At 43.8% G+C, this 25878-nt stretch carries 21 protein-coding genes and 1 other annotated feature; of the genes, 3 read left to right on the forward strand and 18 right to left on the reverse strand.

The window, feature by feature from the left end; all coding sequences use genetic code 11:
- Positions 1-118: 118 nt before the first annotated feature.
- From CLOSA_RS11155 to CLOSA_RS11210, 12 genes are all read right to left on the reverse strand, one after another.
- Positions 119-724, reverse strand: a complete 606-nt coding sequence (locus CLOSA_RS11155) for a metallophosphoesterase family protein (RefSeq protein ID WP_013272874.1) — start codon at positions 722-724, stop codon at positions 119-121.
- Complete coding sequence (locus CLOSA_RS11160; protein ID WP_013272875.1) at positions 702-2684, reverse strand: BMP family ABC transporter substrate-binding protein; 1983 nt, start codon at positions 2682-2684, stop codon at positions 702-704. The genes CLOSA_RS11155 and CLOSA_RS11160 overlap by 23 nt, the downstream gene beginning before the upstream one ends.
- Positions 2685-2771: 87 nt before the next feature.
- Positions 2772-3236 (reverse strand): SsrA-binding protein SmpB, encoded by a 465-nt coding sequence (gene smpB / locus CLOSA_RS11165; protein ID WP_013272876.1) that lies wholly within the window; start codon positions 3234-3236, stop codon positions 2772-2774.
- Positions 3237-3250: 14 nt separating this feature from the next.
- Positions 3251-5359: a ribonuclease R gene (gene rnr, locus CLOSA_RS11170; protein WP_041709122.1), complete on the reverse strand. Its 2109-nt coding sequence runs from the start codon at positions 5357-5359 to the stop codon at positions 3251-3253.
- 174 nt (positions 5360-5533) lie between these two features.
- Positions 5534-5767 (reverse strand): preprotein translocase subunit SecG, encoded by a 234-nt coding sequence (secG, locus tag CLOSA_RS11175; protein WP_013272878.1) that lies wholly within the window; start codon positions 5765-5767, stop codon positions 5534-5536.
- A 128-nt stretch (positions 5768-5895) separates the two neighbouring features.
- The gene (gene eno / locus CLOSA_RS11180) at positions 5896-7107 is read right to left on the reverse strand and encodes a phosphopyruvate hydratase family protein (RefSeq protein WP_081443020.1); all 1212 of its coding nucleotides are present in this window, start codon (positions 7105-7107) and stop codon (positions 5896-5898) included.
- Positions 7108-7229: 122 nt separating this feature from the next.
- A complete protein-coding gene (gene pheT, locus CLOSA_RS11185; protein WP_013272880.1) occupies positions 7230-9650 on the reverse strand; it encodes a phenylalanine--tRNA ligase subunit beta in 2421 nt (806 codons plus the stop codon).
- Between the two features lie 18 nt (positions 9651-9668).
- Positions 9669-10688 carry a phenylalanine--tRNA ligase subunit alpha gene (pheS, locus tag CLOSA_RS11190; RefSeq protein ID WP_013272881.1) on the reverse strand — a complete coding sequence of 340 codons (1020 nt, stop codon included), beginning with the start codon at positions 10686-10688 and terminating at the stop codon, positions 9669-9671.
- A gap of 73 nt (positions 10689-10761) precedes the next feature.
- Positions 10762-11008 (reverse strand) — a binding site (T-box leader).
- A gap of 71 nt (positions 11009-11079) precedes the next feature.
- Positions 11080-11424, reverse strand: a complete 345-nt coding sequence (locus CLOSA_RS11195; protein WP_013272882.1) for a zinc ribbon domain-containing protein — start codon at positions 11422-11424, stop codon at positions 11080-11082.
- A 90-nt stretch (positions 11425-11514) separates the two neighbouring features.
- On the reverse strand, positions 11515-11754 hold the full coding sequence (locus tag CLOSA_RS11200; RefSeq protein WP_013272883.1) for a hypothetical protein: 240 nt from the start codon (positions 11752-11754) through the stop codon (positions 11515-11517).
- Between the two features lie 713 nt (positions 11755-12467).
- A complete protein-coding gene (locus CLOSA_RS11205; RefSeq protein WP_013272886.1) occupies positions 12468-14213 on the reverse strand; it encodes an ABC transporter ATP-binding protein in 1746 nt (581 codons plus the stop codon).
- Position 14214: 1 nt separating this feature from the next.
- Complete coding sequence (locus CLOSA_RS11210) at positions 14215-15945, reverse strand: ABC transporter ATP-binding protein (protein ID WP_013272887.1); 1731 nt, start codon at positions 15943-15945, stop codon at positions 14215-14217.
- 113 nt (positions 15946-16058) lie between these two features.
- Here CLOSA_RS11210 and CLOSA_RS11215 point away from each other — a divergent pair, with 113 nt between their 5' ends.
- Positions 16059-16946 (forward strand): LysR family transcriptional regulator, encoded by an 888-nt coding sequence (locus CLOSA_RS11215; protein WP_013272888.1) that lies wholly within the window; start codon positions 16059-16061, stop codon positions 16944-16946.
- Here CLOSA_RS11215 and CLOSA_RS11220 read toward each other — a convergent pair.
- Positions 16943-17833 (reverse strand): SPL family radical SAM protein, encoded by an 891-nt coding sequence (locus tag CLOSA_RS11220; RefSeq protein WP_013272889.1) that lies wholly within the window; start codon positions 17831-17833, stop codon positions 16943-16945. The two genes, CLOSA_RS11215 and CLOSA_RS11220, sit on opposite strands and share 4 nt — an antisense overlap.
- 240 nt (positions 17834-18073) lie before the next feature.
- The gene (locus CLOSA_RS11225) at positions 18074-19498 is read right to left on the reverse strand and encodes an NCS2 family permease (RefSeq protein ID WP_013272890.1); all 1425 of its coding nucleotides are present in this window, start codon (positions 19496-19498) and stop codon (positions 18074-18076) included.
- A gap of 265 nt (positions 19499-19763) precedes the next feature.
- Here CLOSA_RS11225 and CLOSA_RS11230 point away from each other — a divergent pair, with 265 nt between their 5' ends.
- Positions 19764-20600, forward strand: coding sequence for a YihY/virulence factor BrkB family protein (locus CLOSA_RS11230; protein WP_013272891.1), 837 nt, complete (start codon positions 19764-19766; stop codon positions 20598-20600).
- A 67-nt stretch (positions 20601-20667) separates the two neighbouring features.
- On the opposite strand, the gene cysK is transcribed toward CLOSA_RS11230, so the two are convergent.
- The 4 genes from cysK to CLOSA_RS11250 all read right to left on the reverse strand — a co-directional run bounded on the left by cysK (position 20668) and on the right by CLOSA_RS11250 (position 24682).
- A complete protein-coding gene (cysK, locus tag CLOSA_RS11235) occupies positions 20668-21597 on the reverse strand; it encodes a cysteine synthase A (protein WP_013272892.1) in 930 nt (309 codons plus the stop codon).
- Positions 21598-21665: 68 nt separating this feature from the next.
- On the reverse strand, positions 21666-23162 hold the full coding sequence (locus CLOSA_RS11240; RefSeq protein ID WP_013272893.1) for a carboxypeptidase M32: 1497 nt from the start codon (positions 23160-23162) through the stop codon (positions 21666-21668).
- Between the two features lie 175 nt (positions 23163-23337).
- Positions 23338-24414, reverse strand: a complete 1077-nt coding sequence (locus tag CLOSA_RS11245) for a 5'-3' exonuclease (RefSeq protein ID WP_013272894.1) — start codon at positions 24412-24414, stop codon at positions 23338-23340.
- 34 nt (positions 24415-24448) lie between these two features.
- Positions 24449-24682, reverse strand: a complete 234-nt coding sequence (locus CLOSA_RS11250) for a hypothetical protein (RefSeq protein WP_013272895.1) — start codon at positions 24680-24682, stop codon at positions 24449-24451.
- A 284-nt stretch (positions 24683-24966) separates the two neighbouring features.
- Here CLOSA_RS11250 and CLOSA_RS11255 point away from each other — a divergent pair, with 284 nt between their 5' ends.
- Entirely contained in the window at positions 24967-25788 is an 822-nt protein-coding gene (locus tag CLOSA_RS11255; RefSeq protein ID WP_013272896.1) for a CZB domain-containing protein, read from the forward strand.
- The last annotated feature ends 90 nt before the right edge of the window (positions 25789-25878 follow it).

Below are 25878 nucleotides of genomic sequence, written 5' to 3' on the forward strand. Positions count from 1 at the left end.
TATGCAGTGCAAAGAGTGTCTCTACATTTTACAAAAATAGAGCCAGATTGTCAATATTACTTTTAGGTTTTATCCATCAGGCTTCTCTTATATTATATGTAACCAATGGCTTATGATGTTACAGATTCCCTGGATAATCAATAATATAATATTCATACGCATTTACAACCATTGTACAGCCATACCGGTCTTCCCGTCGAAAGGCCTTTCCATAGTTGGCGTGGACATGTCCATGAAGAAAATATTTGGGAGAATACTTGTCCATCAGCGCTTTAAAACAGGAAAACCCCTGATGTGGCAGGTCCGGCAGATCGTTGAGCTGATAGGCCGGAGCATGGGTGACAAGAATATCAAAGCCTTTGTTTTTCTTAAGCTTCCACCACATTTTTTTGATTCTCCGTTCCATCCCCCGCTCCGTATACTGATTGGGCGAGCCTGGAATGTATTGCATGGACCCGCCCAGCCCCATAATCCGGATTCCCCGGAAGGTCACGATATCATCCTCAATACAGGTACAGCCCTCAGGAGGACACTCCTCATACTTACAATCATGATTTCCACGGACATAATAAACCGGAGCATGGGAAAACGTTGCAAAAAATGTAAGGTAATTCGCCCTCAAGTCTCCGCATGAAATAATCAAATCAATGTCTTTCAGTTTTTCCGGCGTATAATATTCATAGAGTGATTTTGACTCATGGTCAGACAGTACCAGAATTTTCACGCGATTCCTCCATATCCATGTTTTCGTATATTGTCTGTCCCTGGAGGCGTACCAGAGACCGTGCTTCTTCTGTTAGCTCATCAAATGCAGGAATCTGCCCCACCACATTCTCGGTCAGCCAGTTCATGGTGGTTATTTCCTCAGGGGCAAGGCTGAAATGTTCCTCACACCGGAGGTGTCCATCCTGAGAATAAATGATTCCTTCAAAAGGCTGAAAGCTTCCGGTCCGTATGGAATTCTTCAAAAATGCAATCAGGCGGCTGGTGCCGTAAGGCAGATTCTGGGAACAAATAACATCAATCACATCTGCTGACATGCCCCACCAGTAATTGATTGCCTGCTTTCCCTTCATTCCTTTTCTGTCAAAATCTCCATGACAAATGATGTTGACGATTCTTTCGTAGAATTTACCCCAATGCCAAATGGGAGTTGCCAGGTTTTTAAGGCTTCCGTCAAGTGTCTTATGGTAAAGCCCATATTCTCTGGTAGGAGTCAAAGGTGTAATCATATCTTCCCCGGAGATAAAGGTAATCCTCTCTTTTTCAAGTTCCTCATGGGCATCCCGGTCCTTTACCCTTGACCATTCTAAGTATACCTTGGCATAAGGATTGATCATTCTTGCACCCAGGGCAAAGGCATTGACATTGGCAATGGTGCCGTAAATGGGATAATCGGCAATATATCCGATCTTCTCATTCTGGGACATGGCAGCTGCCAAAGCACCCATAAGGAATTTCGATTCATACATCCTTCCGTAATAGGTGCAGATGGAGGAATAAGACATATTAACAGAACAATTAAAAACCTTTACTTCCGGATGGTCGATTGCTGCTTTTACACATAAATTGATCATTTGAGAGGCAGTAGTGAAAATTACGTTACACCGGGCCGAAATTGCCAGTTCAATGGCATTGGCAATTTCAGGCTCAGAATCGGCATTAAAGATCGATACCGTCTGTATGGCGCCGTCAAAAGCCTGTTCCAGGTGCATCCGGCCAAGCTCGTGGCCATAAGTCCAGCTTGAAGTTTCCGCTGTTTTCGCATGGATAAATGCGATCTTCAGCATATGCGGTTCAATGGCCTGGAACGGACGCAGCCAGTTGATCAGCTTAAGAGGACTGTTATCAGATGTTTCTTCAATTTCTTCCGGCTGTTCAACCAAAGCGATCTTACTGCCCCTGGAAGCCAGGAGAAGTTCATCCTTTATCTTGACCAGATCTTTTTTTATCTGCCCTTCCATCCGGTCCTTTACCTCTTCATATCCCAACAGCTCTACATAAACAAGAAAGGCATCAGAACAAGTCATATCAAAATCATCGCCGCCAAAGGCATGGAATGCTTTGGAGAAGCGGTCATAGGCGGACTTAAAAACGATCCTGTCTTCTTCGCTCCAAGGCTCTCCCGGATTCTTGCTCATAGCCTTAATCAGCCTGTCATAGCACCCTTCCTTGCTGAACCACACGTCGCAATTAAAGGAAACCTGATAAAAATCCAGGAACTCATAATAAAGCCTGTTGTCTAAATCATCGGTCCTTTTTGGAATCAGCCGTGTGACAGAAGCTGAAATACTGAAAGCACCTACATATTTTAAGACACTGACTCTTTTATTGCCTTCCTGGACATAATACTGGTTCATAAATTCATAGGCTGCAATGGGATCGTGGATCCCCTCCTTGATCTGATGATCATACAAATAAGCCCATTTCGCCCCGAACTCTGATTTTTCTGATAAAAGAGGCATAAAATTGCTGGCAAAGGCAGTTGTCCGCCCCTCAGTTTTCGTGCCTACCACTTTTTCCAGAGGAATATCCATGATCCCCAGATTCACTTCTGAAACAATATCCGTATAGGACAGGATCTGATCCAGAACCGGCAGATACGGATATTCCCCCTTTGATACGGAAGCCTGATATTGTCTGCGGCCCCGCCTTAATGCCCCTACATAATCATATAATGCCATCCGCTTTTCCTCCATCCTTTTCTAAGGTTATTTTAGCATTAAAGCAGCATTCTGTATAGATTGTTTAGGAAGCTTAAAGTGTCTCAGTTAAAGATTCCTCACCTTAAAGTCTCTTTCCAGTTCTCTTTTTTGATCCTTTTTGGCAATATCATCTCTCTTATCGTATAGTTTTTTTCCTCTGGCAAGGCCGATTTCCACCTTTACAAGACTGCCCTTAAAATATACCTGAAGAGGAACCAGCGTATACCCCTTCTGGGCGATCTTAGCATCCAGCTTTCCGATCTCGGTTCTGTGAAGCAGCAGTTTTCTGACCCTCAAAGGGTCCTTATTAAAGATATTTCCTTTTTCATATGGGCTGATGTTCATGCCATAGACATAAACCTCTCCTTTATCGATCCTGACAAAGGATTCCTTAACACTGCATTTGCCCATTCGTATGGATTTTACCTCGGTTCCGGCCAGCTCGATACCGGCCTCATATTTTTCATCAATAAAATAATCGTGATATGCCTTTTTGTTATTGGCAATCAATTTGAAACTCTCTTTCCCCATTTTCATTCCTCCTGTTATTCCTCATCAAATTTCTTCGCCGGAATAAAGTCGATGGTACGTAATAGCTTATCCGTACCTGCCACCATAACCCGGATAGGCTGACCAAGTTTATATGTTTTCCTTGTCATCTCACCTACCAGCTCATAATGCTCTTCATCAAAATGATAATAATCATCCTGAAGCTGATTGACATGAATCAATCCTTCCACTGTATTGGGAAGCTCCACATAAAGGCCCCAGTTTGTCACACCGGAGATCACTCCGTCAAACTCTTCCCCAATGTGTCTTGACATATATTCACACTTTTTAAGCTTAATGGTTTCCCGCTCCGCTTCATCGGCTCTACGTTCCATGGCCGAAGACTGGACGGACACCTGCTGCAGGATCTTATCGTAATGACTGATCCTCTTGTCTGATAAGCCTGACCTTAAATTCTCCTTAATAATTCGGTGGATTTGTAAGTCCGGATACCTTCTGATGGGAGAAGTAAAGTGGGTATAATATTTGGCCGCCAGACCAAAGTGACCGGTATTTGCCACCGTATATTTCGCCTGTTTCATGGAACGCAGGGCCAGACGGCTGATTAAGGCTTCCTCTGGTGTATCCTCCGCATTGGCTAGGAGCTTCTGGACTTCCTTTGGGTAAACCTCTCCGTTGTGAAAGCGGATGGAATAACCAAAATTGTTTATTAATGTAGCAAGGCTCTTCATCCTCTCCGGATCCGGATTGTCATGAGTTCGGTAAAGGAAAGGGATCTCCTGCCAAAAATAATCTTCTGCCACCGTTTCATTTGCCATGAGCATGAAATCTTCAATGATTTTCGTAGCAGAATTTCTATCATAGGGTTTGATCTCCAAAGGCTTTCCCCGTTCATCCAGAATGACCTTTGTCTCCGGGAAATCAAAATCAATGGATCCCCTCTTCTTTCTCTTTTCTCTCAGGATATCAGCCAGCTCCTTCATCTGTTCAAACATGGGAACGAATGCCTCATATTCCTTTCGGACCGACTCATCCCGGTCAGTAATGATGGCATTCACTGCCGTATAAGTCATTCTCCTGTCCACGTTTATGACTGTTTCAGCGATTCGGTGTCCTATGACGCTGCCATCTTCATCAATGTCCATGATGCAGCTTAAAGCCAGACGGTCCTCTCCCTGATTCAGGGAACAGATCCCGTTTGACAGCTTATGAGGCAGCATGGGAATCACCCGGTCCACCAGGTAAACGCTGGTACCCCGTCTTAAAGCTTCCTCATCCAAGGGACTGTTTTCTGTTACATAATTGGTAACATCTGCGATGTGGACACCCAAAGTATAGACTCCGCCCTTTTTAGATATGGTAATGGCATCGTCAAGGTCCTTTGCATCTTCCCCGTCTATGGTTACTGTCTGCAAATCTCTTAAATCCAGACGTCCCTGCATATCTTTGCCTGTAATCTCATCCGGCACTGCTGTCACCTGTTTCATCACGCTGTCGGGAAATTCCTCCGGAAGCCCATACGCCCTTACAATCGAAAGGATATCTGTACCCGGATCATTGACATGTCCAAGGATTTCTGTTATAACCCCTTCCGGCTTACGTTCCGGCCCTCCGTAATCGGTAACCTTAACCACCACCTTGTGACCGGTCATGGCACCCATATCCTTGCCCTGGGGAATGAACACATCCTTTGAAATCTTCTGGTTATCGGGAATGACGAAACCAAAGCTTTTATTCTTCTGGTAATACCCTATGATCTGTTCATTGGCATGTTCCAGCACCTTTACCACATGGCCCTCTGCCCTTTTGCCGTTTCCCGGCTTTGTCTCGGCAGACACCAGCACAGTATCCCCATGAAGTGCACCGCCGGTTTTATCTTCCGGAATAAAAATATCCTGATCCAGCCCTTCCACTGCAACAAAACCAAAGCCTTTGGGGTGGCCGAAAAAAACTCCGGCAATGGAACCTAAGTCCGGCTTACCGTATTTTCCTTTTTGTGATATGCCAATCTTTCCTTCTGTCAAAAGCGTATCCAGCACCTCTTTTAAATCTTCCCTCTGCTCCTTTGGTATGTCAAAAAGCATGGCAAGCTCCTTTAATTTCATGGGTGCATAGGCAGGATCTTCAAATAACTGGAGAAGCATGGCTTTCCGCTGTATTAACTGTTCTTCTGTCATTTTCTTCCTCTCTTAAATATCATAATAATCTATTTTTTTCTCATTCTTTTCTTTATTATCTGCACTTTACCGGGAGGTATTACGAAACTTTGCTTTAATGCGAAAAAAACACCCTTGTTACCATACAAGAGTGTTTAATCTTTACAGTATATTCAGATTCAGTACCAGTGCCAGAATGAAAAACAGGACTGCTCCGTATTTTGTGAATTTCTCCAGTTTTCCCTCCATGGAACGGCCTTTATTTTTACCCCAGTAAGTATCTGCCATACCGCCGATAGAACCCAGTCCCTGACTCTTTCCTTCCTGTAAAAGGATAATTGCTGATAAGGCAACACATATGATAACAAATATGATTGATAAAATAATCCTGATCACGTTTCCCACCTCCTATAGTCAAACACAGGTTATCATACCATAATTTTTCTGAAAATACAATATATTTTTATATTTTTATAATCAACCCGCCCTATATCCAAATGCCAGGCCGTTCATTGGTACTTTTCTCACAAGGATATTCTTCCACAGACCGCCGGCTGCCCAGGCATCCGGTAAAATTCTTCAATTCGCAGAAGCTCATTGTACTTGGCCGTACATTCTCCTCTGCAGGGAGCACCGCTTTTCACATAGTCAGCCCGGACAGCCGCAGCCATATCGGAAAGGAAAGATTCCTCCGTATCCCTCACATCACTGGCAATAATCACCTTGTGCCCGGCTTTCCTCGCCTTTTCTACCATTTCCAGCGCTCCGGTTACTGTCCCGGCTTGTTCCATCCGGATGATTGTGGCGTTGGCCGCATTAAAATCATCGGATATCATGAGAGCACGGTGCTCCAGCAGGTTCATCATTTGCATTCTGCCCACCAGGTCGGCCTTCCACAATCCATTCATGACCGCACAAATGGGAAATCCGTCCGTCAGCCTCATATAATAGGCGATCATATCCTTTTGCTGCCTGTTTATGGAGATTCCGCCTTTTTTGCTCTCTTTTGAAAAACAGTAGCTTCCCTCTTCTTTTACATACAGCCGGTCCGCCTCCGCATTGATGGCTACCAGTACATCAATTCCCGGTTTATATTCTGTAAGTCTAAAGGAATCCATTAAGTAGTGAAGTGCTTCTTCTGCATTTTTCATATCCGGCTCAAAGCCGCCGCCTTTCCCCACAGATGTGCTGAATCCGCTCATGGATAAAAGTCTTTTTAAAGTCTGGTAAATTTCCACTCCCATGCGGAGCCCTTCCGAATAGGACCGGGCCCCTTGAGGAACAATCATAATTTCATGAAAATCAAGGCCTTTCTCCCCGCTGCCTCCGCTGATCATGGTCATCATGGGAACCGGCATCCCAGGAGCCGAAGTACCTCCCAGATAACGGTAAAGAGGAAGGCCAAGACCGGCACCCGCTGCCCTTGCAACAGCCATGGACAGAGCCAAAATTCCTTGGTTTTCATTTTTTCCCTCTCCCCCTTCCTTTGCTGCCTGCAAAAGGAGCCGGTCTATCTTTCCCTGGTCTGACGCATCCTCAAATAATATAATTTCAGAAAACCATTCATTAACAATGCCTGCCTGTTCTTTTGCCCTGTCAGTATTTCCAAGGGAAACGGCAGCCCTGCCATGGGCACCGTTCTCCAGCACTACCTCAGCTTCGATTCCAGGATATCCCCAGGAATCATGGATTGTTCTGCCTGTTACTTCTATAATATCAAGTTCGTTTCGCATCATTTTGCCTCCCTGCTTTTTCTTGCGATCTTACCGTAAGGATTGACGGAATTTTCCATATCCATGCAAGTACAGAGAAAAAAGATGCCAGGATGAATTTGTCTTTCATCCTGGCATCTTATCTATTATGCCCGAAGTTCGATTCCCAGTGCTTGTAATCCGTTCAGGATCTTTTTCATCACAGTCAGTACTTCCTGCTCCTCTAAAGTATGGTCTCCTGAGCGGAAGGTGATGGAATAGGCAACAGACTTATATCCTGATAAAATCTGTGATCCTTCATAAATATCAAAAAGCTCATAGCTTTCCAATATTTTACCTCCCCGCTGTTGGATGACAGCTTCAATCTGCCCAACCAAGATCTCTTTTGGAACCACCATACTGATATCTCTGGAAACAGCGGGATATTTTGCAATTCCGGTGTATTTCCGGTCAAAGCTTGTAAACGGAATCATAGACGGCATATCGATCACAGCCACATAGGAGCGGTCCCCGATCTTGTAGTTGTCAGCCACCTCGGGGTGGACTTCTCCTAAATATCCAATGGTCACCCCATCGTAAACAATATCTGCCTGTCTTCCGGGGTGAAGGAATGTTTTTCCGCTCTTCGGATCATAATGAGGCTTTTCGTGCATCCCCGTTTTATCAAAAAATTCTTCAATGACGCCCTTCATATCAAAGAAATCGCCGTCTCCGTAAAAGCCCAGGGTAAACTGCATTCTCTCATCGGGAAGCTCAGTCAATGGGAGAGCCTTTGGAAGATAAATATTGGCAAGCTCATAAAGGCGTACATTCTTATTCCGGCGGTTATAGTTGGTGGATAAGGAATTTAACATCCCATGGAGAGGGGAGGTTCTCATAACGCTGAAATCTTCTCCCAAAGGATTTAAAATATTCACTGTCACACGAAGCGGGCTGTCCTTTGGAATAAGAAGGCGGTCAAATACCTTGGGACTTTCAAAGGAATAGGTCATTCCCTGGGAGAATCCGCAGAATTCCGCCACTTCTCTTGCCACTTCTTCCACTCTTAACTTATAGGACAGCTTTCCGGTAGTTGCTTCGCCTGTTGGCAAAGATACCGGGATCTTGTCATATCCGAAGAATCTGGCAGCTTCCTCCGCTAAATCGGCCATACAGTTTAAGTCCTGGCGGAAGGTAGGGATAAGAATCTCACCAGCAGCCTTGTCATAACCCAAATCCAGCCTTTTAAAGTAACCAACCATTGTATCCGGTTCGATCTCAGTTCCCAGAAGCCTGTTCATCTTATCCGGTTCAAAAGGAAGCCTTTTTCCTTCTCTCTTTGACTGATATACATCGATCATACCGCCTACTACTTCTCCTGCTCCCAGCTCTTCGATCAGCTGGCAGGCGCGGTTGATGGCTTCCTCTGCATTGTTAGGATCAAGTCCTTTTTCGAATTTCCCGGAAGCATCCGTCCTTAATCCCACCTTTTTAGAGGAAAGGCGGATATTGGTGCCGTCAAAGCAGGCACTTTCAAACACCATGGTCTTCACCTGATCAGTGATCTTGGAGTTCTCTCCTCCCATGATGCCGGCAATTCCAACCGCCTTTTCCCCGTCATTGATCATGAGTATGGTGCCGTCCAGCTTTCTCTCCTGTCCGTCAAGAGTCTGGAAGGTATCCCCTTCTTTGGCGCATTTTACAATGATCTCATGGTTTGCAAGGAGTTCATAATCAAAGGCGTGCATGGGCTGGCCATACTCTTCCATTACATAATTGGTTATGTCAACGATATTGTTAATGGGCCGGATTCCGCATGCTGCCAGACGTCTCTGCATCCAGACCGGAGATGGGGCAAGCCTAATATTTTTCACCATTCTTGCACAATAACGGGGGCATAGGCAGCTGTCCTCTACAGTCACCTTTAAATAGTCGTTGATATCCTCGCTGTTACCTGTAGCTGTCACCACCGGAGGGATAAAGGGCTTATGAAAGGTTGCAGCCGCTTCCCTGGCAATTCCTATGACACTATAGCAATCCACGCGGTTGGAGGTGATTTCATATTCAAATACGGAATCATGAAGACCCAGCACCTCAACGGCATCCGCGCCTGTTTTTGTATCTTCAGGCAGAATGTAAATTCCACTTTCCGGAGCATCGGGATACATTTCATTGGAAAAACCCAATTCCTCAATGGAGCACATCATGCCGCAGGACTCGATTCCTCTTAACTTTCCTTTTTTTATCTTGATTCCCTCTTCAGGAAGTGGGCCGCCGTCATGGCCTCCTGCCACTTTTCCTCCATCCAAAACCACAGGAACTTTATCTCCTGTCTTAACATTGGAAGCACCTGTGACAATCTGTACTGTTTCCGTTCCAACGTCAACCTGGCAGATAATCAGCTTATCCGCATCCGGATGGCGCTCAATGGATAATATCTGTCCAACAACGATTTTCTCTAAGTTTTTATCCAGGCATTCATAGCCTTCCACCTTTGTTCCGGTGAGCGTCATGGCATCCGTGTATTCCTGAGCTGATACGTCTAAATCCGGAACATATGCTTTAATCCATGATAATGGTGTATTCATTGATCTATCTCCCTTTCCCTAGAACTGCTTTAAGAATCTGATGTCATTCTCATACAATAATCTCATATCATCAATTTCATATTTTAACAGAGCAATACGCTCTAACCCAACGCCAAATGCAAAGCCGGAATATTCATCCGGGTCGATTCCGCTCATTGTTAGTACGTTTGGATGAACCATTCCGCATCCAAGAATCTCAATCCAGCCGGAGCCTTTGCAGAAGCGGCAGCCTTTTCCGCCGCATTTAAAGCAGGTAACATCCATTTCTGCGCTTGGTTCTGTAAATGGGAAATGGTGAGGACGAAATTTTACCTTTGTCTCCAGGCCAAATAGCTCTCTTGCAAACTCCGCCAGGGTTCCCTTTAAGTCTGCAAATGTAATGTTTTTATCAATGACAAGGCCTTCGATCTGGTGGAAGGAAGGAGAATGAGTGGCATCCACCTCGTCAGACCGGAATACCCGGCCAGGAGCCAGCATGCGGATGGGCAGCTTCCCCTTTTCCATAGTACGTACCTGTACCGGAGATGTCTGGCTTCTCAATACAATGTTGTCACTGATATAAAAGGTATCCTGTTCATCTCTTGCCGGATGGTTCTTTGGTATATTTAATTTTTCAAAATTATAGGAATCATATTCTACCTCAGGCCCCTCAATAACCTCATATCCCATGCCAACAAAGATTCTTTCAACCTCTTTCAGGGCAATGGTGTTGGGATGGGTATGGCCTACCTTGTTCCGCTTGGCAGGAAGTGTTACATCAATCACTTCTTTTTTCAGCTGTTCTTCCCTGGCTTTCTTTTGAAGGATTGACATGGCTTCCTCTAATTTCCCTTCGATCATGGTCCTGGCGTCATTGACCATCTGCCCTACCTTTGGCCTGTCTTCCGGGGCAACATCCTTCATGCTTTTTAATACGCTGGTCAGTTCGCCCTTTTTCCCAAGATAAGCGACCCTGATGTCATTGAGTTTTTCCAGCGCATCCGAAGCTTCGATCTGCCTCAATGCTTCCTGTTTGATTTTTTCTAATTGATCTTTCATCCTGCTCTCCTTCTTTCATGATCAAATTTTTCTGCCCGCAAATGACATAATGCATTAAAAAAGCTCCATCCCATAAAGGGACGAAGCTATATTCGCGGTACCACCCTAATTCCTGTGTATGACACAGGCACTCGGTATACGTAACGTGTAAAGACGTCATGACTTACCCGCCAGACCGGCATCAAAACTGTCTCCTGGTTTCAATCATGCTGCTTCGGTGGGAAATTCAATCTCTTATCTGAACTTAAAAGGGCTTGCAGCCGATGGCCCCTTCTCTCTGGAAGAAAATAAAGATTTACTGACACCTTCATTGCATTTGATATTTTTAATTGTTACATTAGGTTCCATTGTAATAACGGTTGTTCAAAATGTCAAGGATTATTTTTAAGGATTATCTTAAAAGGAAGTAAGCAACTGCAATAACAGCAGCAATTACTGCAACACTGATCGCTGCGGAAATCAAAGGGTTCCTGTCATCGGAAACCTTTACTGTATCAAAGTCATCGTCATCATAACGTCTTTTGTTTCCCAACGGCTTTTTAGGATCGTCTTCCGGCTTGCGCAGTTGTTTCTCTATTTTCATGCGAAGCAGCACTTCTTCATTGGCTATGTAATTGCAATAAGGGCAGTAAATATTGCTGTTATCATCAGGAATCTGATTCCCGCAGTGCGGACACACTTTCATGATCTGCCAGGAACTGTGGGCAAAAACAGTTCCGTTCCCCCTCTCCACCATTTAATATGAATCATTATATCATATTTTCACTATTTTTTCAATCGCATCCCAGCAGTTGGCTTAGAGAAAGGGGGTTGTCTTCCTGTTTTTTCAAATGGCATCCTTATAAGATTCTTCCAAGATGCGTTTAAACTCAAGGAGTATTTCATATGTTTCCGCCCTTTTTTCCAGGTGCTCAATAAAAATATCAATATACGCCTTATCTTCAGCCCTTTTGATTTTCTCGGTCTGAACCTTTTCTTTTTCTTTTTGATAAAAATTAACCAATAAAATCAGGAGTGCACTCTCAACAAACAATGCACCCACCAATATAATATCTAAAAAACTCATTTTTTCCCCCTGTTCTTTAAAACATAACATACAACCAATTTTTCACTGCTTGTTACTAAATCTGTATGCTAATACCTCACCCGTATTCCCTCCCCTGATCCGTATACTGCAAAGGAATTTTTACGGGCCTGAAAGAGGCTGTTTCCCTGACAATTATCGTAAGCTCTGTCATGTTCCTGCCGCCTTTAAAAAGTTCATTTATATTGAATATCGAACTATATGAGGAATTTCATAATAAGATTAGTTAAATGTTAAGATTATGAAAGAAAATGCAACCATCTTCCAGATAGAGTTCCAAAACCATGAGATTCTCTATCGCATTGTACTTGGCCTGTGTCTCTGTATACTGATAAAGAATGATTGTTGGCCGGACATCCTCACCGGATCTGCATTTGCCAATGTTTTTCTCCTTTGTCATGATAATTTATTATACCAAATCAGGAGTGGTAATGGAAGTAAAAGTTGCTTGGGAGTCCGGTAAAACCAAGGACTTTACAGAGACTGCTGCACCTGTGACAGAAAAATGGACGAGGCCATATTTAACGTTTTTTTCCTCTGCCTTTCGAAATTTTATTCTTCTACAGTCAGTAAAACACCTGCGCTAATTTCTATAAACGGCTCCATGCTCTCCGGATCGTATCTCATGAAAACAACAACGCCGAAAACATATCTTTCATATGTTTTCGGCGCTGTCAGCACTTTTTTCAACTGAATTACACAGCAAACTGGCTGTTATAAAGCTGTGCATAAAATCCATTTTGGAAAATCAGGCTTTCATGAGTTCCCTGTTCGATGATATGGCCATCTCGCATGACCAATATCACATCCGCTTCTCTGATGGTAGAAAGCCGGTGTGCTACAATAAAGCTGGTCCGGCCCTCCATCATTTTGCTAAAAGCCTTTTGTATCTTTATTTCTGTTCTGGTATCAATGGATGAGGTGGCCTCGTCAAGGATCAGCATAGGAGGAAGACACAGCATAACTCTGGCTATGCATAAAAGCTGCTTCTGGCCCTGGGATAAATTCCCCCCGTCTTCTGATATAACGGTGTCATATCCCTGGGGCATCCGTCTGATAAAACCGTGGGCATGGGCTTCCTTTGCAGCCAGTATGATCTCCTCCTCCGAAGCTTCCGGATTTCCATAGGCGATGTTTTCTCGAATGGTACCGGATTTCAACCACGTTTCCTGAAGCACCATGCCATAATTGGTTCTTAAGCTCTGCCTTGTCATATGCCGTACATCGGTTCCATCTACCTGGATCGAGCCGCATGTTACGTCATAAAAGCGCATAAGCAGATTGATCACTGTGCTTTTTCCGCATCCGGTAGGGCCTACGATGGCGATCCTCTGGCCAGGCAATACCTTTAAATTCATATCTTCGATTAAGGGTACCTCCGGGTTATAGGAAAAGTATACATGCTCCAGTGATACTTCTCCCCTTGCATTGTTGAGAACTGCAGCGTCAGGGTCCTCCGGAACCTGAGGTTTTGCGTCAATCAATTCAAACACCCGCGCCGCAGAGGCAAGGGCATTTTGAAGTTCAGTGACCACTCCTGATATTTCATTAAATGGTTTTGTGTATTGATTGGCATAGCTTAAAAAACTGGCAAGCTGGCCAACGGATAAAAGTCCGTTAATTGAGGCAATGGCTCCCGCAATTCCAACGCTGGCATAAACAAGACTGTTAACAAAACGTGTCGCCGGATTAGTAATGGATGAGAAGAATGTGGCTTTGAGGCTCCATATCCGCAATTCCTCATTGATATTCTCAAACTGTTCCTGGGCATCGGCCTCATGGCGGAAGGCCTTTACTACCTTCTGGTTCCCCAGCATCTCTTCCACAAGAGAAGTCAGCTCCCCTCTGGTCTGGGACTGCATCTTAAACATCCGGTAGGTTCTCCTGGCTATAAAACCGGCTGCAAACAGAGAGACAGGAGTTACCAGCACCACGACAATGGTTATGGCCGGATTCATGGAAAACATGAAAACCAGGGTTCCGAGAATTGTGAGAACCCCGGTAAAAAGCTGAGTAAAACCCATTAACAGCCCGTCGGAAAACTGATCAATATCTGCAATGATCCTGTTTATCATATCTCCGTGAGAATGAGAGTCAATATATTTTAGAGGCAGTATTTCCAGCTTATTAAATGCCTGGGTCCTGATATCCTTTACCACACGGTAAGTCACCCAATGATTGATATGGCTCATAAGCCACTGGGAGGCAGCAGTTATGGCAGTGATGATCCCGATTTGTTTTAAGATCTTCCACATGCGGGGAAAATCAACGGCTCCTGCTCCTGCGATGCAGTCAATGGCACGGCCGGTGAGGATGGGAACATATAAAGTCAGGATGACAGTAACAAAGGCGCAGGCCAGAGATGCTGCAACTCCCCATTGGTACCGGCTGATACAGCCCAGGATCCGTTTCATGGTGGATCTGTATTTTTTCATATCCATGTTATTGTACCTCCTCTTCTGCCAACTGGGATAAACAGATTTCCCGGTAAACCTCACAGGAAGCCAAAAGCTCCTTATGATTTCCCCAGCCTGCCATTTGTCCGTCATCTAAAACCAGGATTTTGTCTGCATTTTTTATGGTGGCAGCTCTCTGGGATACAAGGAATACGGTCATGTCTCTGGTGTTTTGTTTGATTGCTTTTCTCAGCTTTGCATCGGTAGCAAAATCCAGTGCAGAAGCACTGTCATCCATAATAAGAATCTGAGGATCTTTGACCAGAGCTCTTGCAATGGCAAGTCTCTGCTTCTGACCGCCGGAAAGATTTTTTCCCCCTGCCTGAATCATCAGCTCCAGTCCCTGTCCCTTTTCCTCTACGAAATCTTTTGCCTGGGCAATGGCAAGAGCCTGGTAAATTTCATCGTCCGTTGCGTTCTTTTTCCCCCATTTCATATTATCCCGAAGGGTTCCCTTAAAAAGCACTGCCTTTTGCGGAACAATACCTACCAGCTCCCTGAGCTGGCCAAGAGAATATTGTTTTACATCAACTCCGCACACCTTTACTGAGCCTTCTGTAACATCATAAAACCTGGGGATGAGATTTACCAGGGTAGTCTTACCTGAGCCAGTCCCGCCGATAATCCCGATGGTTTCTCCTCTCTTGACCTGAATGGATATGCCGTTTAAGGCTGTCTCTTTTGCCCCGCAATAGGCAAAGGACATATGATCAAATTCAACTTCTGCGGCTCCCTGCTCTCCTTCCACAACCCTGTGAACGGTTTCCACAATTCCTGGTTCTTGTTCAAACACAGCACTGATCCGGCTGCCGCAGGCCAGGGATTTGGAAATTGTTATGATCAGGTTCGCCAGTTTTACAAGCTCCACTAAAATCTGGGACATGTAATTTACCAGAGCGATCACTTCCCCCTGGGTAATAATCCCCTTCTGGACCTGTCCGGCACCGGTGTTTATTAGAACAATGATCCCTAAGTTGATCATCACATAGGTAAGAGGGTTCATTAAGGCTGAAATCTTTCCTACAAATACCTGAAAACGCACCAAAAGGCTGTTTTCCCCATCAAACCGGCGGACCTCATCATTTTGACGGGCAAAGGCACGGATGACCCGGACTCCTTCAAGATTCTCCCGGACAGTGAGAAGCACCTGGTCCAACTGCTTCTGCACCTTTTTATACAACGGGATGCTTAACAGCATAATGCCAAATATCACAAAGGAAAGAAGCGGTATGAGGACTACAAAAATAAAAGCTGCCCTGACATCAATGGTAAATGACATGATCATTGCTCCGCACACCACAAACGGAGAACGAAGGAACAAACGCAGGAATAAGTTTACTCCTGACTGAACCTGATTGGCATCGCTGGTGATCCTGGTGATTAAGGTCGCGGTTCCAATGGAATCAATCTCCTGGTAGGAGAGTCTGTTTATATGGGCAAACAGATCATTCCGCAGGGCGGTACCGAAACCAGCCGCTGCTTTAGCCGCAAAATACTGGGCTGTTATGGAACAAGCAAGGCCTGTTATGCCCAGCAGTACCAGCAGTCCCCCCATTTTTAATACATAAGGCATATCCTGGGATTTGATTCCCACATCAATGACCTTAGCCATTACAAGAGGGACCAATAATTCAAAGCAGGCCTCAAGGAGTTTAAATAACGGCCCTAAGACGCTTTCTCTCTTATAGTCTTTTAAATATTTCAGGAGCTTTTTCATCCCAATTCCTCCGCAGTTAAAAAAATTAATTCTTTTTTGATATAGTGTATTGTAACATTATATCATTTTGGTATAATAATACAATATAGAAATACGAAAAAGAGGATATCCTGATGAATCCAATTAATTCAAAACAGTTATATTATTTTGCCGCAATTGCTGAAGCAGGCAGTTTTACAGCTGCAGCAAAAAAACTTGGCTTATCCCAGCCGCCCTTAAGCAAGCAGATCCTTTTGCTGGAAGAAGAACTTGGAGTAAAACTTTTTGAACGCGGCTCCAGAAAAACAGAACTGACGGAAGCTGGTTCTTTCCTCTATTCCCGGGCCAGGGATATCCTGGCCATGATGGATTCCATTGGGGAAGAGCTGCAGCATTTTCCAACTGCCTCCAAAGGAATTCTAAAACTGGGAACCATCTCTTCTTCCGGAGCACTGCTCCATGATTTCTTAAAAATATATTGCCGCTCCCATCCAAAGGTACGGTTTGAGATTACAGAGGGAAACACCTACCAGCTTCTGGAAAAGATGAAAAACGGGATCGTAGAATGTGCCATTCTACGGACCCCGTTTAATGGGGAAGGATTTGAATGTGTGTATGGTAAAAAGGAGCCGCTGATTGCGGTTGGAAACCCCTCCTTTTTTTCTGGCATCCCCTTGAATAAAATCAGGCTGACAGACCTTGCTGGCAAGCCCTTGATCTATTACCGCCGTTTTGATTCCATCATCTCCCTTGCCTTTCAAAACTGCGGGATAGAACCTGATATCTTTTGCCGAAATGATGATGCCAGAACCTGCCTCCAATGGGCGGATACTGGCCTTGGCATCGCTCTTGTACCGGAATCTATCAGCAAAATTACTGAGCATACCAATCTTGTTTGCCGGGAAATCGACTCAGATGATACGGTAACCAGAATGGCTGCTGTATATAAGAAAAACGGCTATGTTTCTAACATAGCCAGAGAATTTGTTTCCTTTTTTGGAGAAATGATGTCCCTTTCCTAATCAAAAAGGCTTAACTGTGTCACCTCATAGTTCTTTTTGTATGCATGGATAATATCCTTCATTCGGTATAAGATTCCATAACGTTCGCACTCCCGGGAAAATACCCGCCATAGATTCCTTGCCCTGGGACTAGTACATTTATAGCTGTTTCCATAGGTTTTGATATATTCCGGCACCAGTTCCTCTTGAGGAAACAGCTCCCGGAGGCAATCAAAGTACCATTCTCTTTGGTTGTTTCGCAAGGTTACCCCAAAAGCAGGATAAATGAAGCAGGCCCCTGCTTCGTGGGCAGCTTTTACAATAGAAAGGATATTTTCTTCATGATCTTCCAGAAACGGAAGTACCGGCATCAATAATATTCCTGCAAATATGCTGTTTGTTCTTAAACTCTCAATCAAAGCCAGCCTCTCAGAGGGACGGGACACATGAGGTTCAATTTTTTTAGCCAGACCGTCATCGGTGGTGGTAACGGTCACTTTACATATAATAGGGGAATGCTCCATAATCCCTTTGAGAATATCCATATCCCGCATAAGAAGGGCGCTTTTCGTGGCTACTGCCGCTCCAAATCCATATGCATCAATAAGCTCAAGGGCATGTCTTGTTAATTCAAGCTCCTGTTCCACGGGATTATAGGGATCGCTCATGGCCCCTGTTCCAACAACGCCGGTTTTTACCTTGCGTCTTAAATCATCCCGAATGATCCGAAGTGCATCCTCCTTTACCCGGACCCTGTCAAAATCCTGGATTTTGTAACAATCGGAGCGGCTGTCGCAATAAATACAGCCGTGGCAGCACCCTTTATAAATATTCATATTGTAATCGATGCCAAACCACTGGGAGCCTTTTGTCTTGGTTACTATGGTCTTTGCAGAAATGTATTCCATCCGCTTTGGTCCTTTCCTCACTGCCATTTGAATACTCACTGGATCTATTCTATGATTATTGACCGGATCTGTCAATCTGCCGGATCCGCAAATATTATACATGGCATGTCTGAGTTGTAACATTATTTAAAGTTGAGTGCGATCATATGTGGAGTCATTCAGAAATCAAAAGGGCGGGTTGAAAGAATGAATGGCATTCTTCAATCCCGCCTGGCCTGAATCTTATTTAATATTAATTTTTTAGCCCAAAGTCATAAACGCATATTTTGCGATAAAAATTATAGCTACAATTGCTGTTAATGGTTTAATTTCTTTTCCTTTTCCTGTGAACAATTTAATCAAGCAATAGGTTATCAATCCCATTGCTATACCATTTGCAATGGAGTAAGTAAAAGGCATAAATACGATGGTGCAAAATGCAGGAAGAGCATTTGTCATATCACTAAAATCTACGTCTTTAACATTACCAATCATAAGAATTCCAACAAAAATTAGTGCTGGTGCTGTGGCTACACCTGGAACAATTCCTACTATAGGAGCAAATATAATCGCTGCAATGAAAAGAAGTGCTGTAACAAAGCTTGTCATTCCGGTACGTCCGCCTTCTGCGATACCTGCACTGGATTCAACAACTGTTGTTACGGTAGAAGTTCCAAGCATCGCACCAGCTGCTGTTGAAATTGCATCTGCCATAAGTGCCTGTTTCATATTGATAACTTCGCCATTTTCATCAAGCATGCCCGACTGTTTGGCAGCTCCAAATAAAGTTCCTATGGAGTCAAACATATTAACCAATGAAAAACTGATTACTAAAAGTGTTACTGTAAAAATTGTTTCAAATAAACTTTTTCCACTAAACATTCCGGCAAAATCCATCCTAAAGAAGGATACCTCTGCAAAATCTGCAAATTTTTCACCAATATTAAAGTTAATACTGGAAATACTTGTAACTCCTAAAGGAATACCGATTAATGTAGATACCACAATTCCAATAAGAATGGAACCTTTTACTTTACGAGCATGCAGCACTCCCATAACCATAAGTCCAATAATTGCCACCAAAGCCCCAAGTATTGCACTTACGTCTGCGCCCTCCGTTCTCCACTGTGCAAAATCAACCATACTAACCAGTGTTGCATTATTACCAACAATGATTCCACCGTTTTTCAACCCGATGATTGTAATAAACAAACCGATTCCCGGTGTAATTGCTTTTATTACCGCATCCGGAATTGCTCGAATAATTGCTTCTCTAAGACCAACTGCTGTAATTACAATGAATAACATTCCTGAAAGAAATACGACTACCAGTGCCTCTCCATAGGTATAACCCATTCCCAAAACAACTGTATATGCGAAAAATGCATTTAATCCCATTCCTGGTGCCTGAGCTAACGGCAATTTTGCATAAATCGAAACCATCATGGTCCCTATAAATGCACCAAAACAAGTACCAATGAATACACCATTTGATATTTTTGTTGCCATTTCCGGATTTCCCATAATAACATATGGATCTGCTAATATTTGCGGGTTTAATATCAAAATATATGCAACTGTAATAAAGGTAGTAATACCAGCTAATATTTCGGTTCTTACTGTTGTATCATATTCACTTAGCTTAAAATATCGGCTCAAAAAACCCGCTTTCCTTTTGTTGTCCATAAATAACCTCCATTGTCTTGTCTATTATGTTGATGCATGTGTAAATGGTATCATAACATTTAGCATATTTCAACAATTTTCTTAAAAATTTTTTTAAGTTCTAAAAATTTTTTTGGTAATTTTAGGTGTTTCATTCCATTTATTTCGACTTTTTTAGTAAATGTGATTCTCAAGATTCAAAAGATAATAAGCCTTGATATTTTTTTTGTCCCATGATAATATGCTAATACCAGCGATAAAAATCGTGACAGGAAAAGGAGATACTATGATTCGATTGTTATTGCGCTGCAAACAAATCTATGATAAATACAGTAAAGATGAAATGACTGTGTATGCGGCTCAGGCCTCCTTTTTCTCCATCATTGCGGCATTTCCTTTTATGATGCTATTGCTGGCATTGATACAGCTTATTCCATCCATCACAAAAGCCAATCTGCTGCAGCTTATTATTACGATCATTCCCAGCACCCTGGAAATAAACAGCGTGATCGTCACAGTCATCGACGACCTTTACACCAATTCTCCGGTAGCCGTTCTTTCCGTTACTGCAGCAGCAGCCGTTTGGTCCGCCTCCCGGGGGATGCTCAGCATAGAAAGGGGCTTAAACCGTGTTTACGGTCATGAAAAAAAGCGGAATTATTTTGTGACCCGGATCATTTGTGCAGGGTATACCATTGTCTTTATGGTTATCTGCCTTCTGACTCTGGTACTACTGGTTCTTGGAAGCTCCATCCAAGGCTTTATGAACCGCCATTTTCCCCTGCTGGCAGAGATTACCCAGTCTGTTCTCACATTCCGCACTATGCTGGTGTTCATGCTGACGGCATGCTTTGCCGTTCTATATACCTATGTGCCGGAAAAAAAACAGGAATTTTATAAACAGCTTCCGGGAGCCGCCTTTTGTACCTTAGGATGGATTGCCTTTTCTTTTGCATTTTCCATTTACTTTAATAACTTTGGCAATTACTCCGTTATGTACGGAAGCCTTACTGCCATTGTGCTGCTGATGCTATGGATTTATTCCTGCATCTGCATCTTATTTTTAGGGGCAGAAATTAATTACTATTATTCCATAAACTGGAAAGAGCATGCACGGCAATAAGAAAAAGCCAGGGCCGCAGAATATCGGCTGCCCTGGCTTTTCTATTATATCAGCTTCAATGAAATTATCAGGTGAACAAAGGAGTGGATAAGTATCGGTCACCTGTATCGGGAAGAATTACAACGATCTTCTTTCCGGCATATTCCGGACGCTTTGCAACTTCTTTTGCCGCCCATACGGCTGCAGCGGAAGAGATTCCTACTAAGATCCCTTCTGTCTGCGCAATTTCTTTTCCGGTCTCGTAAGCATCTCCATTATCCACAGGTATGATTTCATCATAAATTTCCGTATTCAGGAGGGAGGGAACAAATCCGGCACCGATTCCCTGGATCCCATGGGGACCCGGCTTTCCTCCGGAAAGAACCGGCGAAGCGGCAGGTTCCACTGCAATCACCTTTATCTCTGGATTCATACTCTTTAAGTATTCTCCTGCTCCTGTAATGGTGCCTCCGGTACCCACTCCGGCAATGAGGATATCGATTGTTCCATCGGTATCCTCCCATATCTCAGGTCCGGTGGTCTCACGATGGGCCCTTGCATTGGACGGATTATCAAACTGTCCCAGAATAAGAGAACCGGTGATTTCCTTTTGCAGTTCTTCCGCCTTTGCAATGGCTCCTGCCATTCCCTTTGCTCCTTCTGTCAGAACAATTTCTGCTCCATATGCTTTTAAAAGATTGCGCCTCTCCACGCTCATGGTTTCCGGCATGGTAAGGATGGCTCTATATCCCCTCATGGCCGCAATACTGGCAATTCCGATTCCCGTATTGCCGGAGGTAGGCTCAATAATGGTTGCACCCGGCTTTAGGAGTCCGGCATGCTCTGCATCCCGAATCATGTAAAGGGCTGCCCGGTCCTTTACACTGCCTGCCGGATTAAAATATTCCAGCTTTGCAATAATGCAAGCCCCAGCCTTATGCTGCTTCCCATAATTGCATAATTCCACAAGAGGCGTACTCCCGATGAGTTCTGATGCACTTTTTTTAATATTTCCCATAATTCATCCTCTTTTCAGCTGTAAATATGGCGATACAGATTCCCTTTCCATTCCATTTGGCCGGGCCGTTATGAAAGTTCGTACAGCTTACTGTATTTCTCCTTCAGATACTGGATGAAATAATCCGGTGTGAAATCCTCTCCCGTAACATCCTTTAAAATCTCACGGCTGGTTTTCAGCTTTCCGTATTTGTGGACGTGTTCCCTTAAATATTCTCTTATAACATCAATTTTCCCGTTTATAAGCAGATCGTCAAAATCCATCTCTTTTTTCATATGGTAATAAAGCTGTGCTCCAAATGCATTTCCCAGGGCATAAGACGGAAAATACCCCATGAGTCCCTGGGACCAGTGGATATCCTGCAGGATTCCTTCCGAAGGATTTTCCGGACGTACCCCAAGGTATTCCTCGTATTTATCCGCCCAGATTTCCGGAAGCTTCTTTAAGTCCACATCTTCTTCCATGATCATTTTTTCAATTTCATAGCGGATCAAGATATGGAGATTATAAGTGAGTTCGTCGGCCTCTGTACGGATAAAGCTTGGCTCCACCTTATTGACTGCATCCATGAACTGTTCTATGGATATTTCTTGTAACTTTTCAGGATAAAGCTCCTGAAGCTTTTGATAAAGAGGGACCCAGAAAGCCTTGCTGCGTCCGATAATATTTTCTAAGAATCGGGATTGGGATTCGTGCATTCCCATCGATGTCCCCTGCCCTACGGGAGTTTGGGTAATCTCATCGCTGATCCCAAGTTCATAAAGTCCATGGCCAGCTTCATGGATCACGGAGAACATGGAGCTGTCCATCTTCTTTCTATAACTGGTAGTGATCCTTACATCATGGTTATGAAGATTGGTGGTAAAGGGATGGGCGCTTTCCGCAAGCACACCCTTTGTAAAGTCAAAGCCAACATATTCAGCAAGATAGCGGGCCATCTCTCTTTGTTTTTCCTCAGGATAACCGCCTGACAGGAAAGAATCATCAATAGTTTTACCATGATCCTTGATCTCTTTTAAGAAAGGTACAATCTCCTCTTTCAAGCGGCTGAAAAATTCATCCAAAAGCTCCATGTTAAACCCTTTTTCAAACTCATCCAGCAAAACATCATAAAGCTTCTGGCCTTCCTTCTTCCGGTATGAAGCGAATTTCTTTTTAAAGCCGATCACCTTTTCAAGGGTAGGCGCAAAGGAATCAAAATCCTCCTCTTTTTTAGCCTTAGACCATATCCTGGCGGCCTCGGCAATGAGCTGGGCATTGTCCCGGTATTCCTTTGACGGGATACAGATCAGTTCTTCTCTGGCTTCCTTAGCTCCCTTGACTATCGCCTGCTCCACATCAGATAGATTGTTATCTTCCTCGCAGCCGGCAATGGCATTCCCCATCTCTTCCCCTGTCATCACTCTGTAATATTCCTCAGAAAGCGCACCGATTACCCTGGACGTATAGGAACCGGCAGCTTCCGGCGCAAGGGTTTCATTATCCCATTCAAAAAGGACCAGGGAAGTCTGAAGTGCCATGGTCTTTTCCAGCATAGAGGATAATATTTCATAAGTTTTGCTCATAATCAGTTTCTCCTTTATTAATACATATGATACGGATACAGGAATGCAGGCATTTCTGTATCCGTTAAATGTTGCAGGGATCAAATATACCTGGCTGTTTGCAGGTATTTGACTTTAAACAGGGACGCTCTGTATGAGTGTCCCCAGGCAGGATGAAAAAATACTTTTAAAAATATTATTTTCCTGAGCCAAAAATGGAAGCTTCTTTTATATCAAGAATTTTGAGCCATTTTTTAACTTTTTCTTCCTGATATGCCTCTGCAGAAAAAGCTTCCAGCGCCATATCTATTGGTATATCCGTTTTCATCGTCGCCAGGGTCTTGGAAAGCATGGCTGCCTTTTCTCCACATAGTTCCTCCTCACTGGTTTTTGTCAACGCCTTATATGGAGATCGGGTGATTCCCAACTGGTTTTTCCAGAAATCCTGGAGTTCTTTTAAGATTTTTTTATCGGCTTCAGCCTCGTGAATGGAACGGTAGATCTCTTCCACCGTACCGTATTCCCGAAGCAACGGCGGTACTGCGCTGCTCACTCCTTTAACCCCGGGAATATTGTCAGAAGGGTCTCCCTGTATTCCCTTTAAATCTGCAATCTGTTCCGGCCTTACGCCTTCTTCCCGAAGTACTGTATCAGAGGTATATTCAAAAACCTTTTCCGGAAGGTTAACCTCTTCCTTTTTCACGCCATAAAAAGAATAATATTTTTGATACAGCTCTTCTGCCTTTTCCTGCCTGGATTGGACCATCCATGCCCTGACATTATATTCATCGTTTACCAGCTGAAGATAGTCGTGGTCTTTTGTAAGCAGGATCATGGAAATCTCCTTCCTGAATTTCATGACCAGACTTCCGGCATAATCATCGGCTTCATACTGTTCACTTAAAAGGACCTGGAAGCCCACGTCTTTTAAAATTTCTTCCATCAGCACGAACTGGCTTTTTAAGGGCTCCGGAGTGATCCCCCTGGTTCCTTTATAGTCCGGATATAGTTCTCTTCGGAAAGTATCCCTTGTTTTATCAAACACAAAAGCAATGTAGTCCGGCTGCTGCTTTTTCATCAGAGAAACGATCATTTTAAGCATTCCAAAGACAGCATTGGTATATGTGCCGTCCTTTGCATGAAGGATTTTATCATAATGCTTCTGCTTTTCCTCCTCTGACTTTGCAAACATGATTTCCCTTGGTAAAACCGCATAGTAACAGGTCGACAGCATGGAAGAGCCGTCAACGATTACAAATTTTCTTTCAGACATGTATTTCTCCATTCATTTCAAAAACTTTGCACCATCATGTAAAATAATTCTGTAATTCCGTCTCATTTCTTGCGCCCAGGCGTTTCATAACCTCTTTCCGCTCCTGAGCAGTTAATCCCTTCCACAGCTTTTGAACGCGAGGATCCCCAAACCCAACGTAAGGGACTCCATTCCGTTCGCATTCATAGGATGACAAGTAGTGATTGAGAGCACTCCACTCCACATAAAACGAATTAATGCTGCGGCTTAAAGAGCTTACTTTTACCATGTTCCTTCCTCCCTGATAAATTTGTTCTGTTTCATGGTACGAACTGTTCCTTTAACAGCAATTCCAGACATTACTTCCCATATCATCCAGCCAAATCTGAACTCCCCCCTCCAAACATGTCCGATCAGATATCCAAATTTATTATACTCTGAATTTCCAGTTATTCATAGTCCAATCATTAAGTTTTAACATATAATTTTCCTCAAAAGACGTTGAACTATGTGGCAAGAGGACTTATAATATAACTATCAAGAATAATTGAAAAGGGAAGGTACTATCAGAAAATGGAAAAAGAGATCAAATATCCGTATATTTTATTTAAAATTGCCGGCTCCCTCTATTGTGTCAACAGTAAATACATATCAACCATTGTACAATTACCTGACTACAGTACAATACCGGCCGCCCCGGCCAATGTGACGGGAATGTTCAAATACCGGGATGAGGTTGTGCAAATGCTTGATCTGCGGGTTACCTTTGGACTAAAATCCATTTCCGATGAATGTAGGGATTTCGAAGAGATGATTGATGCCAGGAAGCAGGACCACGTCAATTGGGTAAAGGAGCTGGAGCGCTTTATCGAAGAGGGCGGTAACTTCCGCCTGGCAAAGGATCCTCACCAGTGTGCCCTGGGAAGGTGGTACGATAATTTTAAAACAGACAACCATACCGTTGCTTACCATCTTCGTAAAATCGAGGAGCCCCATGCAAAGCTTCACATGGCTGCGGATGAAGCAGACCGCTGCAAAAAAGACTGTGAAAACTGCAATCGGGATGAATGCCTGATCAAGATCTTAAAACGGGTAAAAGATGAATCCATGCCAACCATCCTGGAACTCTTGGATCAGACAAAAGATATATTCCGTTCCACCATATACAAAGAAATGGTCCTAATATTGGACGGCATCAAATGGGGAATCGTGGTGGACGAGATCGTTGCCGTAGAAGACCTGGATATCATTGACAGCAGGGAGGAAGATCCCATGGTGAGGCGCTGCTCCTATATCAATCATGTAATGGAAAGTCCTAAAAACGAAGGACTTATTTTTGAACTAAACACAAATGCACTGTCAGCTAAATTGAAAGAGCTGGAGGCCGCATATTAAAAGCTTTCCTTTGGCCCGTTCCGGGAAAAGAGCCGGAAAAGCTGCTGTCAAACTTTTCCGGCTCTCTCGCTTAAGCCCAGGGCATCCCTG

This window comes from [Clostridium] saccharolyticum WM1 (assembly GCF_000144625.1).
GTDB classification, from domain to species: domain Bacteria; phylum Bacillota; class Clostridia; order Lachnospirales; family Lachnospiraceae; genus Lacrimispora; species Lacrimispora saccharolytica.

Coding starts and splice junctions, on each gene's coding strand:
- CLOSA_RS11245 (WP_013272894.1), bottom strand. CDS start 24,414: ATGTCTGAAAGAAAATTTGTAATCGTTGACGGCTCTTCCATGCTGTCG.
- CLOSA_RS11215 (WP_013272888.1), top strand. CDS start 16,059: ATGAATCCAATTAATTCAAAACAGTTATATTATTTTGCCGCAATTGCT.
- cysK (WP_013272892.1), bottom strand. CDS start 21,597: ATGGGAAATATTAAAAAAAGTGCATCAGAACTCATCGGGAGTACGCCT.
- CLOSA_RS11250 (WP_013272895.1), bottom strand. CDS start 24,682: ATGGTAAAAGTAAGCTCTTTAAGCCGCAGCATTAATTCGTTTTATGTG.
- CLOSA_RS11225 (WP_013272890.1), bottom strand. CDS start 19,498: ATGGACAACAAAAGGAAAGCGGGTTTTTTGAGCCGATATTTTAAGCTA.
- pheS (WP_013272881.1), bottom strand. CDS start 10,688: ATGAAAGATCAATTAGAAAAAATCAAACAGGAAGCATTGAGGCAGATC.
- CLOSA_RS11205 (WP_013272886.1), bottom strand. CDS start 14,213: ATGGATATGAAAAAATACAGATCCACCATGAAACGGATCCTGGGCTGT.
- CLOSA_RS11255 (WP_013272896.1), top strand. CDS start 24,967: ATGGAAAAAGAGATCAAATATCCGTATATTTTATTTAAAATTGCCGGC.
- eno (WP_081443020.1), bottom strand. CDS start 7,107: ATGATGCGAAACGAACTTGATATTATAGAAGTAACAGGCAGAACAATC.
- CLOSA_RS11220 (WP_013272889.1), bottom strand. CDS start 17,833: ATGGAATACATTTCTGCAAAGACCATAGTAACCAAGACAAAAGGCTCC.
- CLOSA_RS11160 (WP_013272875.1), bottom strand. CDS start 2,684: ATGGCATTATATGATTATGTAGGGGCATTAAGGCGGGGCCGCAGACAA.
- rnr (WP_041709122.1), bottom strand. CDS start 5,359: ATGCTTCTCCAGTTATTTGAAGATCCTGCCTATGCACCCATGAAATTA.
- smpB (WP_013272876.1), bottom strand. CDS start 3,236: ATGGGGAAAGAGAGTTTCAAATTGATTGCCAATAACAAAAAGGCATAT.
- CLOSA_RS11210 (WP_013272887.1), bottom strand. CDS start 15,945: ATGAAAAAGCTCCTGAAATATTTAAAAGACTATAAGAGAGAAAGCGTC.
- CLOSA_RS11230 (WP_013272891.1), top strand. CDS start 19,764: ATGATTCGATTGTTATTGCGCTGCAAACAAATCTATGATAAATACAGT.
- CLOSA_RS11200 (WP_013272883.1), bottom strand. CDS start 11,754: ATGAGTTTTTTAGATATTATATTGGTGGGTGCATTGTTTGTTGAGAGT.
- CLOSA_RS11240 (WP_013272893.1), bottom strand. CDS start 23,162: ATGAGCAAAACTTATGAAATATTATCCTCTATGCTGGAAAAGACCATG.
- CLOSA_RS11195 (WP_013272882.1), bottom strand. CDS start 11,424: ATGGTGGAGAGGGGGAACGGAACTGTTTTTGCCCACAGTTCCTGGCAG.
- pheT (WP_013272880.1), bottom strand. CDS start 9,650: ATGAATACACCATTATCATGGATTAAAGCATATGTTCCGGATTTAGAC.